At 42.8% G+C, this 17,917-nt stretch carries 18 protein-coding genes; 13 read left to right on the forward strand and 5 right to left on the reverse strand.

The annotated features are described in order from the left end of the window. The first annotated feature begins 44 nt into the window (after nt 1-44). The 6 genes from D7Z94_RS11425 to D7Z94_RS11450 all read left to right on the forward strand — a co-directional run bounded on the left by D7Z94_RS11425 (nt 45) and on the right by D7Z94_RS11450 (nt 6,223). Nucleotides 45-1,028, forward strand: coding sequence for a helix-turn-helix domain-containing protein (locus tag D7Z94_RS11425; RefSeq protein WP_158594625.1), 984 nt, complete (start codon nt 45-47; stop codon nt 1,026-1,028). A 103-nt stretch (nt 1,029-1,131) separates the two neighbouring features. Further along, a complete protein-coding gene (locus D7Z94_RS11430; RefSeq protein WP_120712038.1) occupies nt 1,132-2,472 on the forward strand; it encodes a carboxypeptidase-like regulatory domain-containing protein in 1,341 nt (446 codons plus the stop codon). 82 nt (nt 2,473-2,554) lie between these two features. Further along, on the forward strand, nt 2,555-4,306 hold the full coding sequence (locus D7Z94_RS11435) for a beta-alanine-activating enzyme beta-propeller domain-containing protein (RefSeq protein ID WP_120711673.1): 1,752 nt from the start codon (nt 2,555-2,557) through the stop codon (nt 4,304-4,306). Nucleotides 4,307-4,443: 137 nt separating this feature from the next. Beyond that, nucleotides 4,444-4,989 (forward strand): PH domain-containing protein, encoded by a 546-nt coding sequence (locus tag D7Z94_RS11440; RefSeq protein ID WP_120711674.1) that lies wholly within the window; start codon nt 4,444-4,446, stop codon nt 4,987-4,989. Beyond that, nucleotides 4,986-5,459: a GNAT family N-acetyltransferase gene (locus tag D7Z94_RS11445; protein WP_120711675.1), complete on the forward strand. Its 474-nt coding sequence runs from the start codon at nt 4,986-4,988 to the stop codon at nt 5,457-5,459. The genes D7Z94_RS11440 and D7Z94_RS11445 overlap by 4 nt, the downstream gene beginning before the upstream one ends. Further along, on the forward strand, nt 5,456-6,223 hold the full coding sequence (locus tag D7Z94_RS11450; protein WP_120711676.1) for an NIPSNAP family protein: 768 nt from the start codon (nt 5,456-5,458) through the stop codon (nt 6,221-6,223). The genes D7Z94_RS11445 and D7Z94_RS11450 overlap by 4 nt, the downstream gene beginning before the upstream one ends. 443 nt (nt 6,224-6,666) lie before the next feature. On the opposite strand, the gene D7Z94_RS11460 is transcribed toward D7Z94_RS11450, so the two are convergent. Beyond that, complete coding sequence (locus D7Z94_RS11460; RefSeq protein WP_245967183.1) at nt 6,667-7,059, reverse strand: hypothetical protein; 393 nt, start codon at nt 7,057-7,059, stop codon at nt 6,667-6,669. On the opposite strand from D7Z94_RS11460, the gene D7Z94_RS11465 reads away from it, so the two are divergent. Continuing rightward, nucleotides 7,040-8,266, forward strand: coding sequence for a hypothetical protein (locus D7Z94_RS11465; RefSeq protein ID WP_147415878.1), 1,227 nt, complete (start codon nt 7,040-7,042; stop codon nt 8,264-8,266). The genes D7Z94_RS11460 and D7Z94_RS11465 overlap by 20 nt on opposite strands. 170 nt (nt 8,267-8,436) lie before the next feature. Beyond that, nucleotides 8,437-8,685 carry a hypothetical protein gene (locus D7Z94_RS11470; RefSeq protein ID WP_120711679.1) on the forward strand — a complete coding sequence of 83 codons (249 nt, stop codon included), beginning with the start codon at nt 8,437-8,439 and terminating at the stop codon, nt 8,683-8,685. 158 nt (nt 8,686-8,843) lie between these two features. Here D7Z94_RS11470 and ligA read toward each other — a convergent pair whose 3' ends face one another. The 3 genes from ligA to D7Z94_RS11485 all read right to left on the reverse strand — a co-directional run bounded on the left by ligA (nt 8,844) and on the right by D7Z94_RS11485 (nt 12,674). Next, nucleotides 8,844-10,838: an NAD-dependent DNA ligase LigA gene (gene ligA / locus D7Z94_RS11475; RefSeq protein WP_120711680.1), complete on the reverse strand. Its 1,995-nt coding sequence runs from the start codon at nt 10,836-10,838 to the stop codon at nt 8,844-8,846. Between the two features lie 361 nt (nt 10,839-11,199). After that, nucleotides 11,200-12,117, reverse strand: a complete 918-nt coding sequence (prmC, locus tag D7Z94_RS11480; RefSeq protein ID WP_120711681.1) for a peptide chain release factor N(5)-glutamine methyltransferase — start codon at nt 12,115-12,117, stop codon at nt 11,200-11,202. Nucleotides 12,118-12,185: 68 nt separating this feature from the next. Continuing rightward, complete coding sequence (locus D7Z94_RS11485) at nt 12,186-12,674, reverse strand: GNAT family N-acetyltransferase (RefSeq protein WP_120711682.1); 489 nt, start codon at nt 12,672-12,674, stop codon at nt 12,186-12,188. A 101-nt stretch (nt 12,675-12,775) separates the two neighbouring features. Between D7Z94_RS11485 and ribD the strand changes: the two genes are divergently transcribed. The 4 genes from ribD to D7Z94_RS11505 are packed head-to-tail and all read left to right on the forward strand — an operon-like array spanning nt 12,776 to nt 15,881. Next, on the forward strand, nt 12,776-13,807 hold the full coding sequence (gene ribD / locus D7Z94_RS11490; protein ID WP_120712040.1) for a bifunctional diaminohydroxyphosphoribosylaminopyrimidine deaminase/5-amino-6-(5-phosphoribosylamino)uracil reductase RibD: 1,032 nt from the start codon (nt 12,776-12,778) through the stop codon (nt 13,805-13,807). Then, nucleotides 13,800-14,423 (forward strand): HAD family hydrolase, encoded by a 624-nt coding sequence (locus D7Z94_RS11495; RefSeq protein ID WP_120711683.1) that lies wholly within the window; start codon nt 13,800-13,802, stop codon nt 14,421-14,423. Before ribD ends, D7Z94_RS11495 begins: the two co-directional genes overlap by 8 nt. After that, the gene (locus D7Z94_RS11500; protein WP_120711684.1) at nt 14,404-15,267 is read left to right on the forward strand and encodes a DMT family transporter; all 864 of its coding nucleotides are present in this window, start codon (nt 14,404-14,406) and stop codon (nt 15,265-15,267) included. Before D7Z94_RS11495 ends, D7Z94_RS11500 begins: the two co-directional genes overlap by 20 nt. Further along, complete coding sequence (locus D7Z94_RS11505) at nt 15,267-15,881, forward strand: IMPACT family protein (RefSeq protein WP_120711685.1); 615 nt, start codon at nt 15,267-15,269, stop codon at nt 15,879-15,881. The genes D7Z94_RS11500 and D7Z94_RS11505 overlap by 1 nt, the downstream gene beginning before the upstream one ends. Here D7Z94_RS11505 and D7Z94_RS11510 read toward each other — a convergent pair. After that, a complete protein-coding gene (locus D7Z94_RS11510; RefSeq protein WP_120711686.1) occupies nt 15,878-16,279 on the reverse strand; it encodes an acyl-CoA thioesterase in 402 nt (133 codons plus the stop codon). The genes D7Z94_RS11505 and D7Z94_RS11510 overlap by 4 nt on opposite strands. A 207-nt stretch (nt 16,280-16,486) precedes the next feature. Between D7Z94_RS11510 and dnaA the strand changes: the two genes are divergently transcribed. Then, entirely contained in the window at nt 16,487-17,911 is a 1,425-nt protein-coding gene (gene dnaA, locus D7Z94_RS11515; protein WP_120711687.1) for a chromosomal replication initiator protein DnaA, read from the forward strand. Nucleotides 17,912-17,917 lie beyond the last annotated feature (6 nt).

Here is a 17,917-nt window from a genome sequence, read left to right on the forward strand (position 1 = left end):
GGTTGTCCAATACATTGATGGCTTTCTTTTTCTTCGCCCAAATCATGGGTTCATTAGAGCAGCTCAGTAGATCACATTTTAACCTAACCTATGGCGTATATCCTTATCTGGCCTATATCACTATTCCCTTTTTTACAGTTTGGGGACCTACGATGTACCTTTATATAAAAGCGGAAACTTCCAACAACCTTAAGCTTTACCCTAAAGACCTTCTTCATTTCCTTCCATGGATACTCTTCACTCTGTATTTTTTGATGGTCTTCCATGTTCATTCCATAGAAGAAAAAAGACAGCTTTTGCTGTCCCATGAAATCGACCGATCTTTTAGAAAGGTTCTTGATATTTTTATCCCTGTCCAGGTATTCGTTTACAACATGCTCTCCATTGTTGCCGTAGAACGATTTGCAAAAAACAACAAGTCAAAACACCGCGAAGTCCTTAAAAAAATCAAATGGAACCGGTTTATTATTTATGGTTATTTCATTGCCTGTGTCTGCAATAATATTGCAAAAATATCGCTAATTCACGGCGAGAGTCCCAATATCAAGACCTACCTGTACACTTCTTCCCTGCTTTTTTTTCTTTACTTCTCCGTAATACTCGGCAATGCCTTGTTGGGCTCCCATTTTGGAGGAACGGTAAAAAAGACCCAAGGGTTGGAAATGGATAAAGATGAATTCAATGACCTGAACAATCGTTTGGAAACATTTATGAACCAACAAAAGCCATTTTTAAAGTTTAACTTAGCACTTTCCGAGCTGGCGGATGGCATAGGCCAAAAAAAGAGGTACCTATCCCGATTCATCAATACCTACCACAAACTAACATTTCAGGACTATGTGAACAGCTATAGGATCGAAGAGGCCAAAAGACTTATCGAAGAAAGTAGGGAAACCGGAAAGACCATATTGGAAATTGTCTACGAATCCGGATTCAATTCAAAAAGTGCCTTCAATTTTGCTTTCAAGAAACATACAAACACCACGCCTACTGCTTACAGGAAATCCTTTTCGAAAAAGGACAACTAATTCTTTTCGGCATATTTAAAAAAACGTCCTGTTTCATGATACCGGACATTTGCACCGGTCATATACCTTTAATTTGATGGGTAATCCAACAAATCATTCCATCATGGAACAATGTATTCAATTTTCTATCAAACAAGTTTCGGCCTTGCTGACCTTACTTATCTTCCTGATCGGAGGAAAAACAGAAATGCAGGCATCTGTTTTTTTTCAAGAAAACCTGCAAGCAACAATCACGGATTTTAATCAATTCAAGGGTAAGGTTTTGGACAACAACAATAAGGATCCTTTGATATTTGCTACCCTTTCCTTGGAGGGGACCAACATTAGTACGGTAACCAATACCGAGGGCGATTTTCTTCTAAAAGTTCCCAAAAGTGTATTGGAGGGCCAACTAATTGTGTCTTTTTTAGGTTATAAGACCAAATCGATACCACTAAACGATCTTAAGGCGAACAACAACTTTATAGTGCTTGAAGTATCCATAACCGAGCTTACGGGAGTAAACCTCAATGCGCCCAAAGATGCCAGGGCCTTGGTGGAAGAAACATTGGCCAAAAAAGGAGAGAATTACTTCGGGGATCACACCTTAATGACCGCTTTTTATCGAGAAACCATCAAAAAACGAAGAAGAAATGTGTCGTTGTCCGAAGCCGTATTCAACATACACAAGATGCCCTATACCTCGAGCCGGAAGGATGAGGTGCAATTGTACAAGTCAAGAAAGAGTACGGATTACAACAAATTGGATACCCTGGCCCTTAAACTCCAAGGAGGCCCTTTCAACACTCTTTTCTTGGACATCATGAAGTATCCGGAATTTATTTTTACCAAGGAAACTTTATCATACTATAGTTTTAATTTTCATAGTTCCACGCGGATTGATGACAGATTGATTTTCATAATAGAATTTCAACAGCGCCAAAACATAGATCAACCTCTTTACAGGGGAAGGCTTTATATAGATGCCGCACAAAAAACCCTTAGAAGTGCCGTTTATTCCCTTAACGTTGAAGATAGGCAAAAGGCTTCTAGACTCTTTGTTCAAAAAAAACCGGCAGGAGCCCGTGTTTGGCCCTTGGAGGTAGCCTACAGAGTAGATTATAGGGAGAAAAACGGTAAATGGTTTTATGGTTACAGCAATGTTTTAATGGCATTTAAAATCAATTGGGACAAAAGGCTTTTCAACTCCGTTTATAGAATGAACTGCGAAATGGCCGTGACGGATTGGAAAAAAAGCATCGCCCGGAAACCGGAGAAATACAAGAATAGACTGCGGCCATCCATAATACTCAGTGATGAGGCCATTGGTTTTTCAGATCCAGACTTTTGGGGCGAACACAATATTATAGAGCCGGAAAAATCAATTGAATCTGCCATCAAAAAAATTCAAAGGCAATTGAGAAAGTCTAAATCCAAATCCAGCGGTAGCGCATCGGCCCCTTAAGCTTTTCATTTTCTGGAAGTGACAAAAACCAATTCTGTTGCTCACAATAAGGGCAATACACCTATAATTCGTAATAGAAGGCATGCATAAGTTCCTATTTTTACTACTCATCGGTCTATCCAGCTTAGCCATGACCGGGCAAGATATTGACAACCCCAAAACAAAATGGAGGTTCAAAACGCAAGGGCCTATACGTGGTTCATCGGTAATAGTTGAAGACAAAATCTATTTTGGAAGTTCGGATGGTTTTGTCTATTGTCTTGACAAGGAAGAAGGTAATCTGATCTGGAAAAAGCAAACGAACGGGGCAATTACCACAGCCCCTACCATAGCCGGGTCTTCCCTCTATATTTCCAACAGGGATAATTCCGTCTGGGCCATGGATACCCAAACGGGTCGGATACTCTGGAAATTTAAAATGCAGCCCATTCTCACTGATCTTCATGCAGGATGGGAATACTTTATGGCCTCCCCGGTAGTGTTCGAGAATAGTGTATTCATTGGTTCCGGGGATGGCCATTTGTATGTATTGGATGGCAAAAATGGAAAACTAAAATGGAAATTCAAGACGAATGGAAGAATAAGGGCCTCTCCCCTTATCGATTCGGGAACAGTATATCAACCCAGTAACGATGGATATGTATATGTACTGGATGCAGGTAACGGAAATCTCCTTTGGAATTTCGAGACTCAGGGAGCGACTTATAACCCCAAAGATTTTAATTTTGATCGAAGTTCCATTTGTACCCAACCGCAGATTCGTAAAGGCATACTTTATTTTGGGTCCAGGGATGGCAATACCTATGCGGTGGATTTAAAAACGCGCAAAGAAAAATGGAACTTCTCCTATGGCCCTACCTGGGCCATGGCAACTACCATCTCCAATGATGCAATTTTTGTAGGATGGTCTACCAATAATCTCACTTGCGCCCTGGATTTGGAAAATGGTACTGAAAAGTGGCAATTTAAATCCGGAGGTCATGTCTATACTAAACCATTGGTATTGGATAATGGTGTCTATATCGGTTCCGCCGATGGAAAAGTATATCGTCTAGACAAGGATTCCGGGGAAAGGATATGGGAATATTCCGTAGGACGTGAGGTATATTCATCCATCATACACGATGCAAATACCATTTTCTTCGGGAGCGATAATGGGTTTTTCTATGCTTTTGAAGAAGGTGTTGAGCCCTATAAAGCTGTGTATCAACCTTCAAAAATCGAAGGCAATTCACAATTTGTAATAGTCGATAAAAAAATCGCACCTTATTTGACCAAAAAAGGGTTCGAACAACTGGACAGTGATGGATTGTCCCGGTTCATTTCAGAAAGAATAAAGGATGGAAGACCCAGTGTCGTAGTCTTTGCATTTCCAGTTGTGCCAAAAGATGTTATGGGGGACGAGCCGGAAAATGGACTGCTAAGACAGTACCTAAAAACTGGTGGTAAAATAGTTTGGCTAGGCGATGTACCCAATTTTTATGAATTGGACAATGCCGGGAATTTTAAAAGAGACCCGGCCCAAGGTGCCAACCTTCTTGAAATCGAATTTATAAACCCAACGGACTCCGGAAACTATTATGGTAAAGTTACACAACAGGGACTGAATTGGGGTTTGCCCACTTGGTTGAAAACAACGGGATCAATTATAAATCCTAAAACCACCATTCCCTTGGCATATGATGAATACGGTCGTGTCAATACTTGGCTAAAAAAATTCAATCCAAGACCCGGCTCCGGGTTTGTTTCCTGCCGTACATGGGCCTGGAATGTGGACATTAAGGAAAAAGACCTTCAGCTTATATACCAATTGGCCACTTATCAATTGGAGTAATACTTCTTTTTAAATACATTTAGGGCAAATTAAACAATATCCCCTTAACCTTAAACAAATTCGTTTAGGACAAATTCATGGAGGTTGGATATTGATCAGAAACAGGGTCTACCGAGCCCCCAAAAGAATAACGAATCATGTCCGTAACTGTGCCTATGGTGGAAGAAGCCGCCTTCAATCCAAAAATCAAGACCTATGTTCTACTCACAGTTGCTTTTTTCCTGACCATTTCCTTTGCCGGAATCCCTTTACTCCTGCCCTGGTTCCTAGGTTTGGGACAGGCCATATCCAAGCGGTATTATGAAAACCTAAAATGTTCGTTGAGCCAAAAACATTTGGAATTTAAAAAAGGCGTGTTGTTCAAGGTCGAAAAAACCATCCCATTGGAAAACATACAGGATCTTACCTTTATTGAAAATCCCTTATTAAAGTATCTGGACCTTCGGATCCTAAAAATAGAGACTGCCGGGAACAGTAATCCCAAGGGGAGCGACATGAAGTTGATAGGGATCGTTGGCGCATCGGATTTCAAAAAGCAGGTACTGTATCAAAGAGAACTGCTCGTCAACAAAAACAAAAGGCCTGAACATCAAAACGGGGAAGACACCCAAAAAGAAACCCTCAAGGTACTTGGGGAAATTCGAGATATTTTAGAAGATATGAGAAATACCAGTTCAAAATGATTCGACTAAAAAGGACGGATTGTGATAATCCGGATTTCATTAAACTCGTGGCCCTACTCGATGCAGACCTGGCGATTCGGGATGGGGAAGATCATTCCTTTTATGACCAATTTAACGGTATTACTGGCATTCGCCAAGCCGTTGTGGCCTATTCCGGAGAGGTACCTGTAGGTTGTGGGGGGATAAAGGAATTTGACGCGAATGCCATGGAAGTCAAACGCATGTATGTGGTTCCGGAAGCCCGTGGGCAAGGTCTTGCCGGTAAAGTGTTGCAGGAATTGGAACTATGGACCGCAGAACTCGGGTACACCTATTGTATTCTGGAAACCGGCAAACGGCAACCCGAGGCCATTGCATTGTACAACAAGCATGGGTATCAGGTAATCCCCAATTACGAGCCGTACACCGACATGATCAATAGTGTCTGTTTTAAAAAATCTGTATCTTTCACGAAAAACCAATACCCATGAAAAAAATAGGCCTTTTTGTAATTACCGTAATCTTTTCCCTTTCCCTACATGCCCAGGCCCGGGAATATTATCAGCTTAAAATTTATTCCTTTGAAACGGACGCGCAGCAACAAACTACGGATGATTATCTAAAGACTGCCTTCTTGCCTTCCCTTAAGCGTTTGGGTATTCAAAATGTAGGGGTCTTCAAGCCCCATCCGACAGATGAGGGAACGCCAAAGCAGACCTATGTACTGATTCCGTTTAAATCCATTGTTGAATTCGGGTTGCTGGATGATACCCTGGCTAAGGATAAGACCCACCAAGAGACCGGAAAAACCTATCTGGAAGCGGCACACGACAAAGCACCCTATACACGTATAGAATCCATTTTCATGAAGGCCTTTGTGGATATGCCGCAAATGGAACCCTCAAAATTGGAGGGCCCTCGTAAGGACCGTATCTACGAACTACGTAGCTACGAAGCCGCCACCGAGAACCTATATCGGAAAAAGGTTGATATGTTCAATGCAGGCGGCGAAGTAAACCTTTTTGACCAATTGGATTTCAATGCCGTATTTTATGCCGAAGTACTCTCCGGGGCCAATATGCCCAATTTGATATATATGACCACCCATGCCAATCGTGAAATCCGTGATAGCAATTGGAAGGCTTTTGTAGAATCCGCTGAATGGGAAAAATTAAAGGTGATGCCCAAATATCAAAATACTGTTTCCCGTAACGATACGCGACTGCTGTATCCTACGGAGTACTCGGATTATTAGTGACCCCTTCCGTCATTCCGATGGTGTGACACTTTCCCCTACTAGGAGAAGGATTAAACACGTGTGTTTTAGACCAGGTTTTTGATAGCAGCAATCTTATTGCCTACTTTTCAGTTTCGTTGGAAATCAAAGTGTTTTCAATTGGGAAGTGGGAAACCGTCCAAAGAGCATTTTGTGAAACAAAAGCGGTCTGGGCGGTGCGGTCTTGGAAACAGGCACGATTTCTAGAAACTGAAAATAAGCCTAGCGTTTCCTGCCTACCGGCAGGCAGGTTTCTTTCTTTTTTGGGCGATGCAAAAAAGAAAAGGTACACCAGCTTCTATTTCCTGGCTTGTGCAAAGAAATTAATCCCACCTGCCTGCAGGTCACCCCTTCCGTCACGCTCGCGGCGTGACACCTTCCCCTAGCAGGGGAAGGAACAAACATATCCTCATAAAAAAGTACTACGAATTCTGGACTACAAACTCAACAATCCCTTTAAGCTCTTCTTCCAAACTGACTTTAGGAAAAGGTTTCCCGGCCCTACGGTACCAATACCCAGCATTCCATTCGTCGCCCTCCTTGCGGTGGAGATAGCCATGGATCCAACTGCCCATATCCGTATGCATTTCTTGGGCGATATCATGGGAAGCCCCCCAATCACCCCTGGCATCGTACCAAAGGGCGGTAAGGGCCTCAGGCCAATCGGGTGTGGGTTGTGCCTGCGTTAGGGTGGTTAAAAAATCATCATAGTCTTCGGGCTTTGCCATGCTTTTTCGATTGCGTACAATTTCCATTCCCAAAATGCCTATTTTCACGGGAACAAAATCGTAGCGGTTGTTCCCAAAAGTAACCATACCACCTCAGTTTTCCAAAGGCCTGCCTTGGGTACTATCCTTCTTGTTTACATTGTTCATTTACAAAATCCATATGACCCCGAATGTGGACAGTATGTTGAACGAGAACAACGACCGACTTTCCCTGGTCTTCCTGAAATCCCAAATCCGATACCACCAGGAATTTGCCCCCTTTGCCCGGCGACCTTTAACGAGCAATCTTATTGAAACCACAGCACAAGTTTTTGATATCCCCTTGGGAAAGGCTTTTGTCTGGGTCAATTTCTTTTTTCTGTTCCTGAGTGGTGTTCTCCTCTATACCTTATCCAGGGCATTGCATGCCAGCCAGAAACAGGGATTAGGAAATATGGTAGTCTATTTTCTAAGCTTTTCGGTGCTGTTTAGCTTTTTCCCACCGGTATTTAGTTATGACGAACCTTTACAGTATTGTCTGATTCTATTGGCGTTATGGGCTTTTGTACAGCGGCGATGGCTACTCTATGTGCCCTGTTTTACCTTGGCCCTGATATGCCGGGAAACCTCGGTATTGCTGCTCCCGGCCCTCTTCTTTTTTTGTCCTGGATTACCGGATGAGAAGAAGCCATGGCATACCCGTCTGAAAAAGTATGCCCCCTTGTTTTTACCCTTGCTGTTCTATGGGTTATTTATTGGATACTATTTGGAAGCGAACGACTTATGGGGCGCTACCCAAAACGAAATGAGCTCCCGTTTTGGCTGTTTCCTGGAGAATTTTGAAAACACCAAAAACACGATAGAATCTCTGACCTCCCTATTCCTGAGCTTGGGGCCTTTTCTTTATCTGACCTATGTGGTCTTAAAAAGAAAAGCGGTTTCCGGCTTTGATAAAAAATGGCTCCATGCCTTTTTGTTGACCGTAGCCTTGAATACCCCTTTGGTGTTCCTGACTTCCTTTGCCCGGGAATCCCGACTCTTTGCCCTGCCCCTCTTTTTTCTCTGGCCGGTCTTTGTCCAGCTTTTTAGCAATGAACTGCGCTTGTTGACTAAATGGAAAACTTATATTCAACTCGCAAAAGATTATAGATACATTCTTCTCTTTTTGGGACTTACGCTTTTAAATTATCTCCTTTGCTTTAAGATGTATAAAAAATTGGGGTTGCGAGAAAACAATTACTTTACGGAATATCTATTTGTACTTCTACTTCTGCTAAGTGTGCATTTCATAGTAAGGCGGTTAAAAACTTTTTGACAATTCCCGGATTTAAACTTTATATTCTTTAGTATGTCTTAGGATTTATAGAGTGTCTTAGTTACTGCCTATCAGCCCTATATAGTTAATAGCTCTAACCTATGTTTAATGAATATTGTAACACACTTCTGAATTCGGAGACCAACAAAATGAACAAAAAAGCTGATTAGATGAGCAATGATTCGAAGGAAAGAAAGGCCGAAAAAATTGAAGAATTAAACTGGCAAAATGAGGCCGACTCTGAACTTAATTCTTCAGAATGGTTTGGTGCGATTATCAGATATTTTTGGCATCTTGGAAGAAGAAAATTTGATAGTTTTTATAACCAAAAAGAGTTAAAGAAAAATGCAATAATTGGATGGTTATTTAAAATGATTGTAATTTTTATACTCATCTATATTGGATATCGATATATATGAGTTTAACCTAAAAAGGCATCATAACAAGAAGCATAGCCCATTACCATTAAATTCCTTAGTAACACATTTTATAAGATTTACAATTTAGCAACTCATCGGGACGTTTCTTTCAAAAATTCAACAAAAAACCATTAACAAAATTGTATATAAGTTGCGCCCTACACCATCCCAAAAAACTCGGTCTCTGAAATAATAGGGACGCCCAGACCCTCGGCCTTGGTCCGTTTACTGGGGCCCATATTGGCTCCGGCCACCAAGTAGCTGGTCTTAGAAGATACCGAGGAGGCTACCTTGCCTCCATTGTCCTCGATCAGTTTTTTGAGTTCGTTTCGGCTTATCGTTTCAAAGACCCCCGAGACTACAAAAGTCTGTCCCTTTAAGGTGTCCGTTTGATTTTCCAACTGGGCCTCGGACAAGGAAAATTGGAGCCCATAGCTTTTGAGTCGGTCCACGATTTGCAGGTTTTCATCTTGGGCAAAGAACTCCACTACGCTTTGGGCAATACGCTCCCCAATTTCATCCACGGCCACCAGTTCCTCTTCCGAAGCGGTCATCAGGGCATCGATATGTTTATAGGCCCGGGCCAGTTTTTTGGCCACGGTCTCCCCCACATACCGTATTCCCAAACCGAACAATACCCGTTCAAAGGGAATCTGTTTGGAGGCGGTCACCCCGTTTACCAAATTCTCGGCGGATTTCTCCGCCATCCGTTCCAAGGGCATTACCTGTTCCTTGGTCAAGGTATAGAGGTCGGCATAGTTGGCAATCAGACCTTCTTTGAACAGCAGTTCCACGGTTTCGCTCCCCAAACCTTCAATGTCCATCGCCTTCCGGGAAATGAAATGTTGAATACGTCCTGTAATCTGGGGCGGGCAACCTGTATCATTGGGGCAAAAATGTTGGGCCTCGCCCTCCTTGCGTTCCAATGTAGTTCCACATTCGGGGCATTTGGTAATGTATTGCGTAGGCTGGGAATTTCCCGGACGCTTGGTAAAATCCACTCCCATAATCTTAGGGATAATCTCGCCCCCTTTTTCCACAAAAACGGTGTCTCCTTCACGGACGTCCAGCTTGGCAATCTGATCGGCATTGTGCAAGGAGGCTCGCTTTACGGTAGTCCCGGCCAACAAAACCGGTTGCAGATTGGCCACAGGGGTTATGGCCCCTGTACGGCCTACCTGATAGGTGATTTCGTTCAATACCGTAGAGACCTGTTCCGCCTTAAACTTATAGGCCAGGGCCCATCGTGGGGATTTGGCCGTATAACCTAACTCATCCTGATACCTGAGGCTATTTACCTTCACCACTACCCCATCCGTCTCATAGGGCAGTTCATGCCGTTGGATTTCCCAATACTCCACAAATTGCAAAACCTCGTCCGTGGTGTTGCACAATTTTGCAATGGCAGGTACCTTAAAACCCCATTCCCGGGCCTTTTCCAACATTTCGAATTGGGTGGTGATATTCAAATCTTTCCCGACGATACTATACAACAGACACTCCAACGGCCGTTGGGCCACCAGGGCACTGTCCTGTAGTTTTAAACTACCAGCCGCTGTATTTCGTGGGTTCATATAAGGTTCCTCTCCATTTTCTACCCGCTCGGCATTCATTTTGGCGAAGCCCTCAAAAGGCAACACGATTTCACCTCGAATATCGAATTTGGGCGCATAATCACCTTGTAACTGTAAGGGAACGGAACGGATGGTCTTTACATTGGTGGTCACATCATCACCTTGAAAACCATCTCCGCGGGTCACCGCTCTTACCAATTGGCCCTCCTCATAGGTAAGACTAATAGAGGCCCCATCATATTTGAGTTCACAAGTAAATTGGACTTCTACATCGCCCAAAATACGTTGGATACGCTTTTCCCAATCCATCAAATCTTCTTTGGAGTACGAATTGTCCAAAGAATACATGCGCTCATCATGGGTCACTGTTTCAAAATTCTTGGTGACCATGCCCCCTACCCGTAAGGTGGGCGAAGTTGGGTCATGGAATTCCGGATGTTGTTCCTCCAGGGCCTGAAGTTCCTTGAGCTTCATATCGAACTCATAATCGGATATTACTGGTTGATTCAACACATAGTAATTGTAATTGTGTTGGCGAAGCTCTTCGCGGAGGGTTGTTATTTTTTGTTGGGTGCTCATATGTGTGGTTGTTCGTTGATGGTTGTCAGGTTTAAGGTTTAAGGTTTAAGGTTTAAGGTTTAAGGTTTAAGGTTTAAGGTTTAAGGTTTAAGGTTTAAGGTTTAAGGTTTAAGGTTTAAGGTTTAAGGTAAATAAAGTATAATTTCTAAATCTTGCGTCCTTATCCCTTTAATCTCTAGTCTTACGTCTTACATCTTTTGACTGATGTCAGTTCTAAGTTTCTGGTTTCTAGTTCTAAGGTTTGAGTTAGCCAATACAAATTGTTTATTGTTAATTGGTTATTGTTCATGGAAAATTCTCACTTCGTACTTTTCTCCTTTCACTTTTTACTTCCCACTTCTTACTTCTTACCTCTTACTTCTTACTTCTTAAATCTTACGTCCAAAATCTTCCCTTTCAGCATTCGATCGTTCCCAAAAAGATCCTTTCGGAGTTCAATATCCGTAAAATTTTGGTCTTCCAAAAGTTGTTTTGTCTCCTGGGCCAGGTACTGGTTCACTTCAAAGTATAGACTACCACCTTCCTTCAAGCTGTTTTTTGCAAAACGGACAATCGATTTATAAAATAGCAACGGGTCGTTGTCTGGAACGAACAGGGCTTCCTTAGGCTCATAATCCGTTACATTGACCTTCATTTCCTTTTTCTCCAACTCCCGAACATAAGGCGGATTGGAAACGATAATATCAAAGGGTACGTCAAGCGTATCCAAAGTGAGGATATCCGCTTTTATAAAGTTGACTACTACTTCGTTTTGTTCGGCATTGCGTTGGGCCACTTCCAGGGCTCTAGCAGAGACATCCAAAGCGTACACTTGGGCTTCCGGATAGTTTTTGGCCAAGGCCAAGGCAATACACCCACTACCCGTGCCGATGTCCAGGATTGTTGTGCTTTGATTGCCACCTATGCTTCGACTGCCTGCCCGACGAACCCGTTCAGGCGGGCGCTCAGCATGACAGTCGGTTAAAATCCAGCGTACCAGTTCCTCGGTTTCCGGGCGGGGAATCAATACATGTTTATTGACGGTGAGTTCCAAATCCATAAAATGGGCCTTCCCCATAATATACTGTACCGGTCTTTGTAGCCGCAATTCGTTCAAGGCTTCAAACAAAGGTTGTTCCTCCTGCTTGGAGACAATAAAGTTAGGCTGTAGGGCCAGTACAAAACGTTCCAGCCCTAAATGGTGTTCTATAAGCAGGTAAAAAAAGCTATCCACCTCTTCCTTGGGATAGATGGTATCCAGTTCCTTGTGGAAAATGTTCTTGATCTCTTTTAACAACATCTGTTAAATTCAGTTGAGGGTTGGCGGTTGACGGTAAATAGTGTTATAGCACTTCTCACTGCTACAGCCTACTGAATACTTTTTAGCATCCAGACCGGACAGGAATAATGGCCAGTATCGCCCATGGGGGCATCTATATATTCAAATCCAGCTTTTTGATAAAGTTTTTGTGCGGCCTTCATGTAGGGCATGGTTTCCAGATAACAGCTTTCAAAACCAAAATCCTTGGCACGGTCGAGGCATACTTCCATCAATTGGGCACCCAATCCCCTTCCTCTAGCTTCTCCTAACAAGTACATCTTTTGCAGCTCGCATACATTGCCTTCATAGTTTTCCAATTGGGCGATTCCGGCACATCCGATAATCCGCCCTTGATCCTCTACTACAAAATACGCAGCCTTAGGTACATCATAGGTTTCGTACATACGGTCCAGGGCCGTATCTGCGTAAGCCGTTCCCACCTTGGGCACACCCATTTCTATTAAAATATCCCGGACAACGCGAGCCACTTCGGCATTGTCCTCTTTTTGGATTTCCCGTATGATCGCGGTTTCCATATTTTTTAAATCGGTCTGTTTTAAAGTTCTATTTTTGCGAGGTGAAGATACAGCAAAAGGATATATCCCAAAAGACAAATGCGGCTACCCATGAACGCTATATGCTGCGCTGTATCCAATTGGCGAAAAACGGTTTGGGCACTACCGCTCCCAACCCTACGGTAGGCTGTGTCATCGTTCATAACAACAAGATAATTGGTGAAGGTTTTACAAGTCCGTATGGCGGACCCCATGCCGAAGTGAATGCTATTGAAGCCGTACTAGATAAATCACTTTTACGGGAAGCCACACTCTACGTTACCTTGGAACCCTGTTCTCATTTTGGAAAGACCCCCCCCTGTACCGATTTAATCATCAAGCATACGATTCCCAAGGTGGTTGTCGGGGTTTTAGACCCTCACGATAAGGTTTCGGGAAAGGGAATTGAACGATTACAGGATGCCGGTTGCGAAGTGCTAGTGGGCGTTCTGGAGGAAAAGTGTAGGGAACATCACAAACGTTTTTTGACCTACCATGAAAAGGCACGGCCCTATGTCATCCTAAAATGGGCCCAAACCTTGGATGGCTATATTGCCCCGGATAAATCGGTTCGAAATACAGCTCCGGAACCTTTTTGGATCACCAATACACATTCGCAGCAACGCGTGCACCAATGGCGTAGTGAGGAACAGGCCATTTTGGTAGGTACCCAGACCGTTTTGGAGGACAACCCTAAATTGGACGTTCGGCATTGGAAAGGGCAGTCCCCATTACGAGTGATTTTAGATCGAAATTTGAAAATCGGAAAGGATTTCCACGTCCTGGATGGTAACATCCCAACCCTATTTCTTACCTCGGTCTCTGACCGTTCCCGATACGAGGAAGGGATGACCTATGAAGTCCTTAATTTTTCAGCCGACCTAGTAGAAAAAATTTGCGGTATTCTTCATAAACATCAGGTTTTAAGTATTTTAATTGAAGGAGGCGCACAAACACTTCAAGCTTTTATTGATTCCGGTCTATGGGACGAGGCCCGGGTGTTTACGGGTAACCGAACCTTTAAAAATGGAATTGTCGCCCCAAAATTTTCGGGGAGTCTTTTACAAACAGCGTCTGTTGGCACGGACACTTTACACATCTATCAAAATGATTAAGAATATTATTCTAGACTTTGGAGACGTTTTCATCAATTTGGATAAGGAAGTTGTCTTTCGGGAAATCCCCAAATGGGGCGGCAATCGCTTTACTACCGAATTATGGGCGCTCAATGAAACCTATGAAGTGGGCGGTATAAGTTCCGAGGAATTTGTGCAGGAATTACAATCAGCTTTTCCAAAAGCATCGGCAGATCAAATCATAGCCACATGGAATGCAATGTTGCTGGACTTTCCGGATGAACGATTGGATTTCATTGAAGCTTTGGCCCAAGAGAACCAGTATCGACTATTCCTTCTTAGCAATACCAATGCCCTGCATATTCCCCATGTAGAGCAAAAAATGGGGACACAAAAATACTTTCGGTTCAAGAATTCCTTCGAGCAATTCTATCTTTCCCATGAAATACACCTAAGAAAACCTAATGCTGAAATTTTCCAATTCGTTCTTGACGAAAACGGACTATTGCCCGAAGAAACTTTCTTCGTGGACGACACCGCGGAAAATACGGAAGCTGCTGAAAAAATGGGTATCCATACCTGGAACCTAAAAGTGGGGCAAGAGGACGTCCTTCAATTAAAAAGCAAACTGAAGGATGCTCTATCTAGCTCTTAGTATACTTTTTTCCAGCCTTATTTTTGTCATCTTTAAACTTTTCTCGGTGTATAAAGTGAATACCTTATATGCCATCATCATAAATTATATCATCGCCTTCGTCGTGGGGATTCTTTTTTATGAGGGGGATGTTGCCTCAAACGAGATTCCGCAAAAATCATGGTTTTGGGGCACTCTACTTTTGGGATGCCTTTTTATTGTAGTATTTAATCTTATGGCAGCAACGGCCCAGCGCGTGGGTGTGTCCGTAGCATCAGTAGCCACAAAAATGTCCTTGGTAGTTCCCGTGCTTTTTGGGGTGCTGGTCTATAGGGAACAATTGAGTACATTACAGGTAATGGGTATTATACTGGCCCTTGGGGCGGTATATTTTGCTTCGGCAAAAGGAAAATCGATGACTTTGGGAAGATCTTCGTTTTGGTTGCCGTTGTTGGTCTTTCTGGGCTCGGGCATTATAGACACCAGCCTTAAATACGTTCAGGAAACCCATATAGAAGCAGATGAATTTCCTTTGTTTTCGGCTACCGTCTTTGGATCCGCTGCAATAGTGGGCCTACTGCTTTTGACCATAAAAAGTTTTAAAATACCATTAAACCTGGGGTTGAAGGACATATTAGGTGGTGTTGCACTTGGCGTGCCCAATTATTTTTCCATCTATTTTTTGCTCCATGCCCTGCAGCATCCGAGCCTTAACAGCGCTGCGGTATTTACCATCAATAATGTGGCCATAGTTATGTTTTCCACGCTATTGGGTATAGCTCTTTTTAAGGAACATATGAGTACAAAGAATTGGGGCGGTATAGCCTTGGCCGTAATCAGTATCGTTTTAGTCGCTCTATTTTGATGGAACAAAAACCCCACAGCTACAAAACCCTGGCCCGGCCCTCGGAGGCTGTGCTCTTTACAGACCGGAAAAGTAAATTCTATGGCTATGCTTTTCCCATCAACAAAATAGAAGCCATAAAACCGTTGATCGAAGATTTATGGGAAAAGTATCCTAAGGCCAATCATGTCTGCTATGCTTGGCAATTGGGTGTGGAGAACGTTCAATATCGCACCAATGACGATGGGGAGCCTAGAAATTCTGCTGGATCCCCCATTTATGGGCAGATACAGTCTTTTGAAGTTACCAATGTGTTTGTAGCCGTAGTCCGAATTTTTGGAGGCACCAAATTGGGTGTCGGAGGGCTTATTCATGCCTATAGGACCACGGCCAAGCTGGCCCTGGAAGCTTCAACTATTATTGAAAAAAGATTAAAAGTATGTTTGGAGCTTACATTTGAATATCAGACGTTAGATCAAGTGATGCGTACAATAAAACGCCAAAAACTAGAGGTAATCTCCCAAACCTTGGAAATGCATTGCAACGTTGTAGTGCAGTTGAACAAAACAGAGGCCGAAAAAATACAAGAAATCTTGGGGCGAGTCCCTGGGCTAGTAACAAAAAAACTAGATTAATCCTTACCTAACTTTTCCAAGATATAATTCGGGCATCTAAGGGGGCGTTTGGTTTCCTTATCCATAAAGGCCAAAACTGTGTTTGCCGTGGCCAAAATCTCATTGGAATTTCGATAAATAACATAGTCGAATTCAATCCTTGCCATGGGTGTTTTTGTCAGTATGGTTTTGACCGTGATAAGGTCGTCATAAACCGCCGATTTTTTGAAGTTGATCTGCAAGGAAATTACAGGTAACAATATTCCGTTTTCTTCCATGGACTTGTAGGAAATACCTAGGGCCCTTAACCACTCAACCCTTCCCATCTCCAAATATTGCGGGTAGTTGCCGTGATAGACAATCCCCATTTGATCGGTTTCACCGTAACGAACGCGAAAAGAAATTTCGTAAAAATCCATATTTTTTCAACTAAAAAGTATATATTTAAATGCTTTGCATAAATAGCTCGGAACATGCAAAAAAAAAAGAGTAAATTCAAGGGGGATTGATTTTTTTTTTAGGATTATTGTTCACATATTTGTCCCACTCAGAAAGTATGGTTCGCTCCGACCAATTTTCGACCAACTAGCGAAGTCACTAACCAACAAAATAAGATAAACTTAGAAATGAGTGTTACTGCTAATTCCGTATGGAACAATTGTTTGGCCTTTATCGAAGATAATATCCAACCGCAGGCATTCAAAACTTGGTTCGAACCGATAAAGCCGGTCAAATTAGCTGATAACGCGCTGAGCATTCAGGTCCCCAGTAAGTTTTTCTACGAATGGTTGGAGGAGCACTACGTAAAGCTCCTAAAGGTTGCCCTTACCAAAGAATTGGGAGAAACGGCCAAATTGGTCTACATCATACGTATGGAAAACACCTATGGGAACCGGGAGCCTTTTACGGAAAAGATACCCAGCTCCAATAGAAGTCATGTAGGTGCACAGGAAATGGATGTTCCTATTAAATCCAAAAATCCGGAATTACGAAATCCCTTTGTCATTCCCGGAATCCGAAATATAAAAATAGAATCACAACTTAATCCCAACTACAATTTTGATAATTTTTTAGAAGGGGACTCCAATCGTTTGGCCCGTTCGGCCGGTATGGCCGTGGCCAATAAACCAGGAGGCACCTCCTTTAATCCGCTTTTGGTATTCGGTGGTGTAGGCTTGGGAAAGACACATTTAGCGCACGCCATTGGGGTGGAAATTAAAGACAAATATCCGGAACGCACCGTACTCTATATTTCCGCCGAAAAATTTACACAACAATATATTGAATCAGTAAAAAAGAATACACGAAACGACTTTATCCATTTTTATCAGCTAATCGATGTTTTGATCATTGATGACGTACAGTTCCTATCCGGAAAATCGGGTACGCAGGATGTATTCTTCCATATATTCAACCATTTGCATCAAAATGGAAAGCAGGTTGTTCTTACTTCGGACAAGGCTCCTGTAGATATGCAGGATATTGAACAGCGCTTGTTGTCCCGTTTTAAGTGGGGGCTTTCCGCGGAATTGCAGAATCCGGATTATGAGACAAGAATATCCATCCTTAAGAATAAGTTGTACCGGGATGGAGTAGAAATGCCCGACGATATCGTGGACTATGTAGCCAAACATATAAAGACCAATATCCGGGAACTGGAAGGGGCTATTATATCCTTGATCGCCCAGTCTTCCTTCAATAAAAAGGAGGTGACCTTGGAACTTGCCCAACAAGTGGTGGAAAAATTCGTAAAGAACACCAAAAGGGAAGTGTCCATTGACTACATCCAAAAAGTGGTGTCCGACTATTTTGAAATGGATGTTGCCACGTTACAATCCAAAACCCGGAAAAGACATATTGTCCAGGCAAGGCAATTGGCCATGTTCTTCGCCAAAAAATTCACCAAGGCCTCTTTGGCCAGTATCGGTTCCCAAATTGGGAAACGTGATCACGCTACGGTATTGCATGCCTGCAAGACTGTGGACAACCTTGCGGAGACGGACAAGCAGTTCCGTAAATATATAGATGATCTAACCAAAAAGCTTTCCTGACCGTTT

It is taken from the genome of Ulvibacterium marinum (assembly GCF_003626755.1).
Classification (GTDB): domain Bacteria; phylum Bacteroidota; class Bacteroidia; order Flavobacteriales; family Flavobacteriaceae; genus Ulvibacterium; species Ulvibacterium marinum.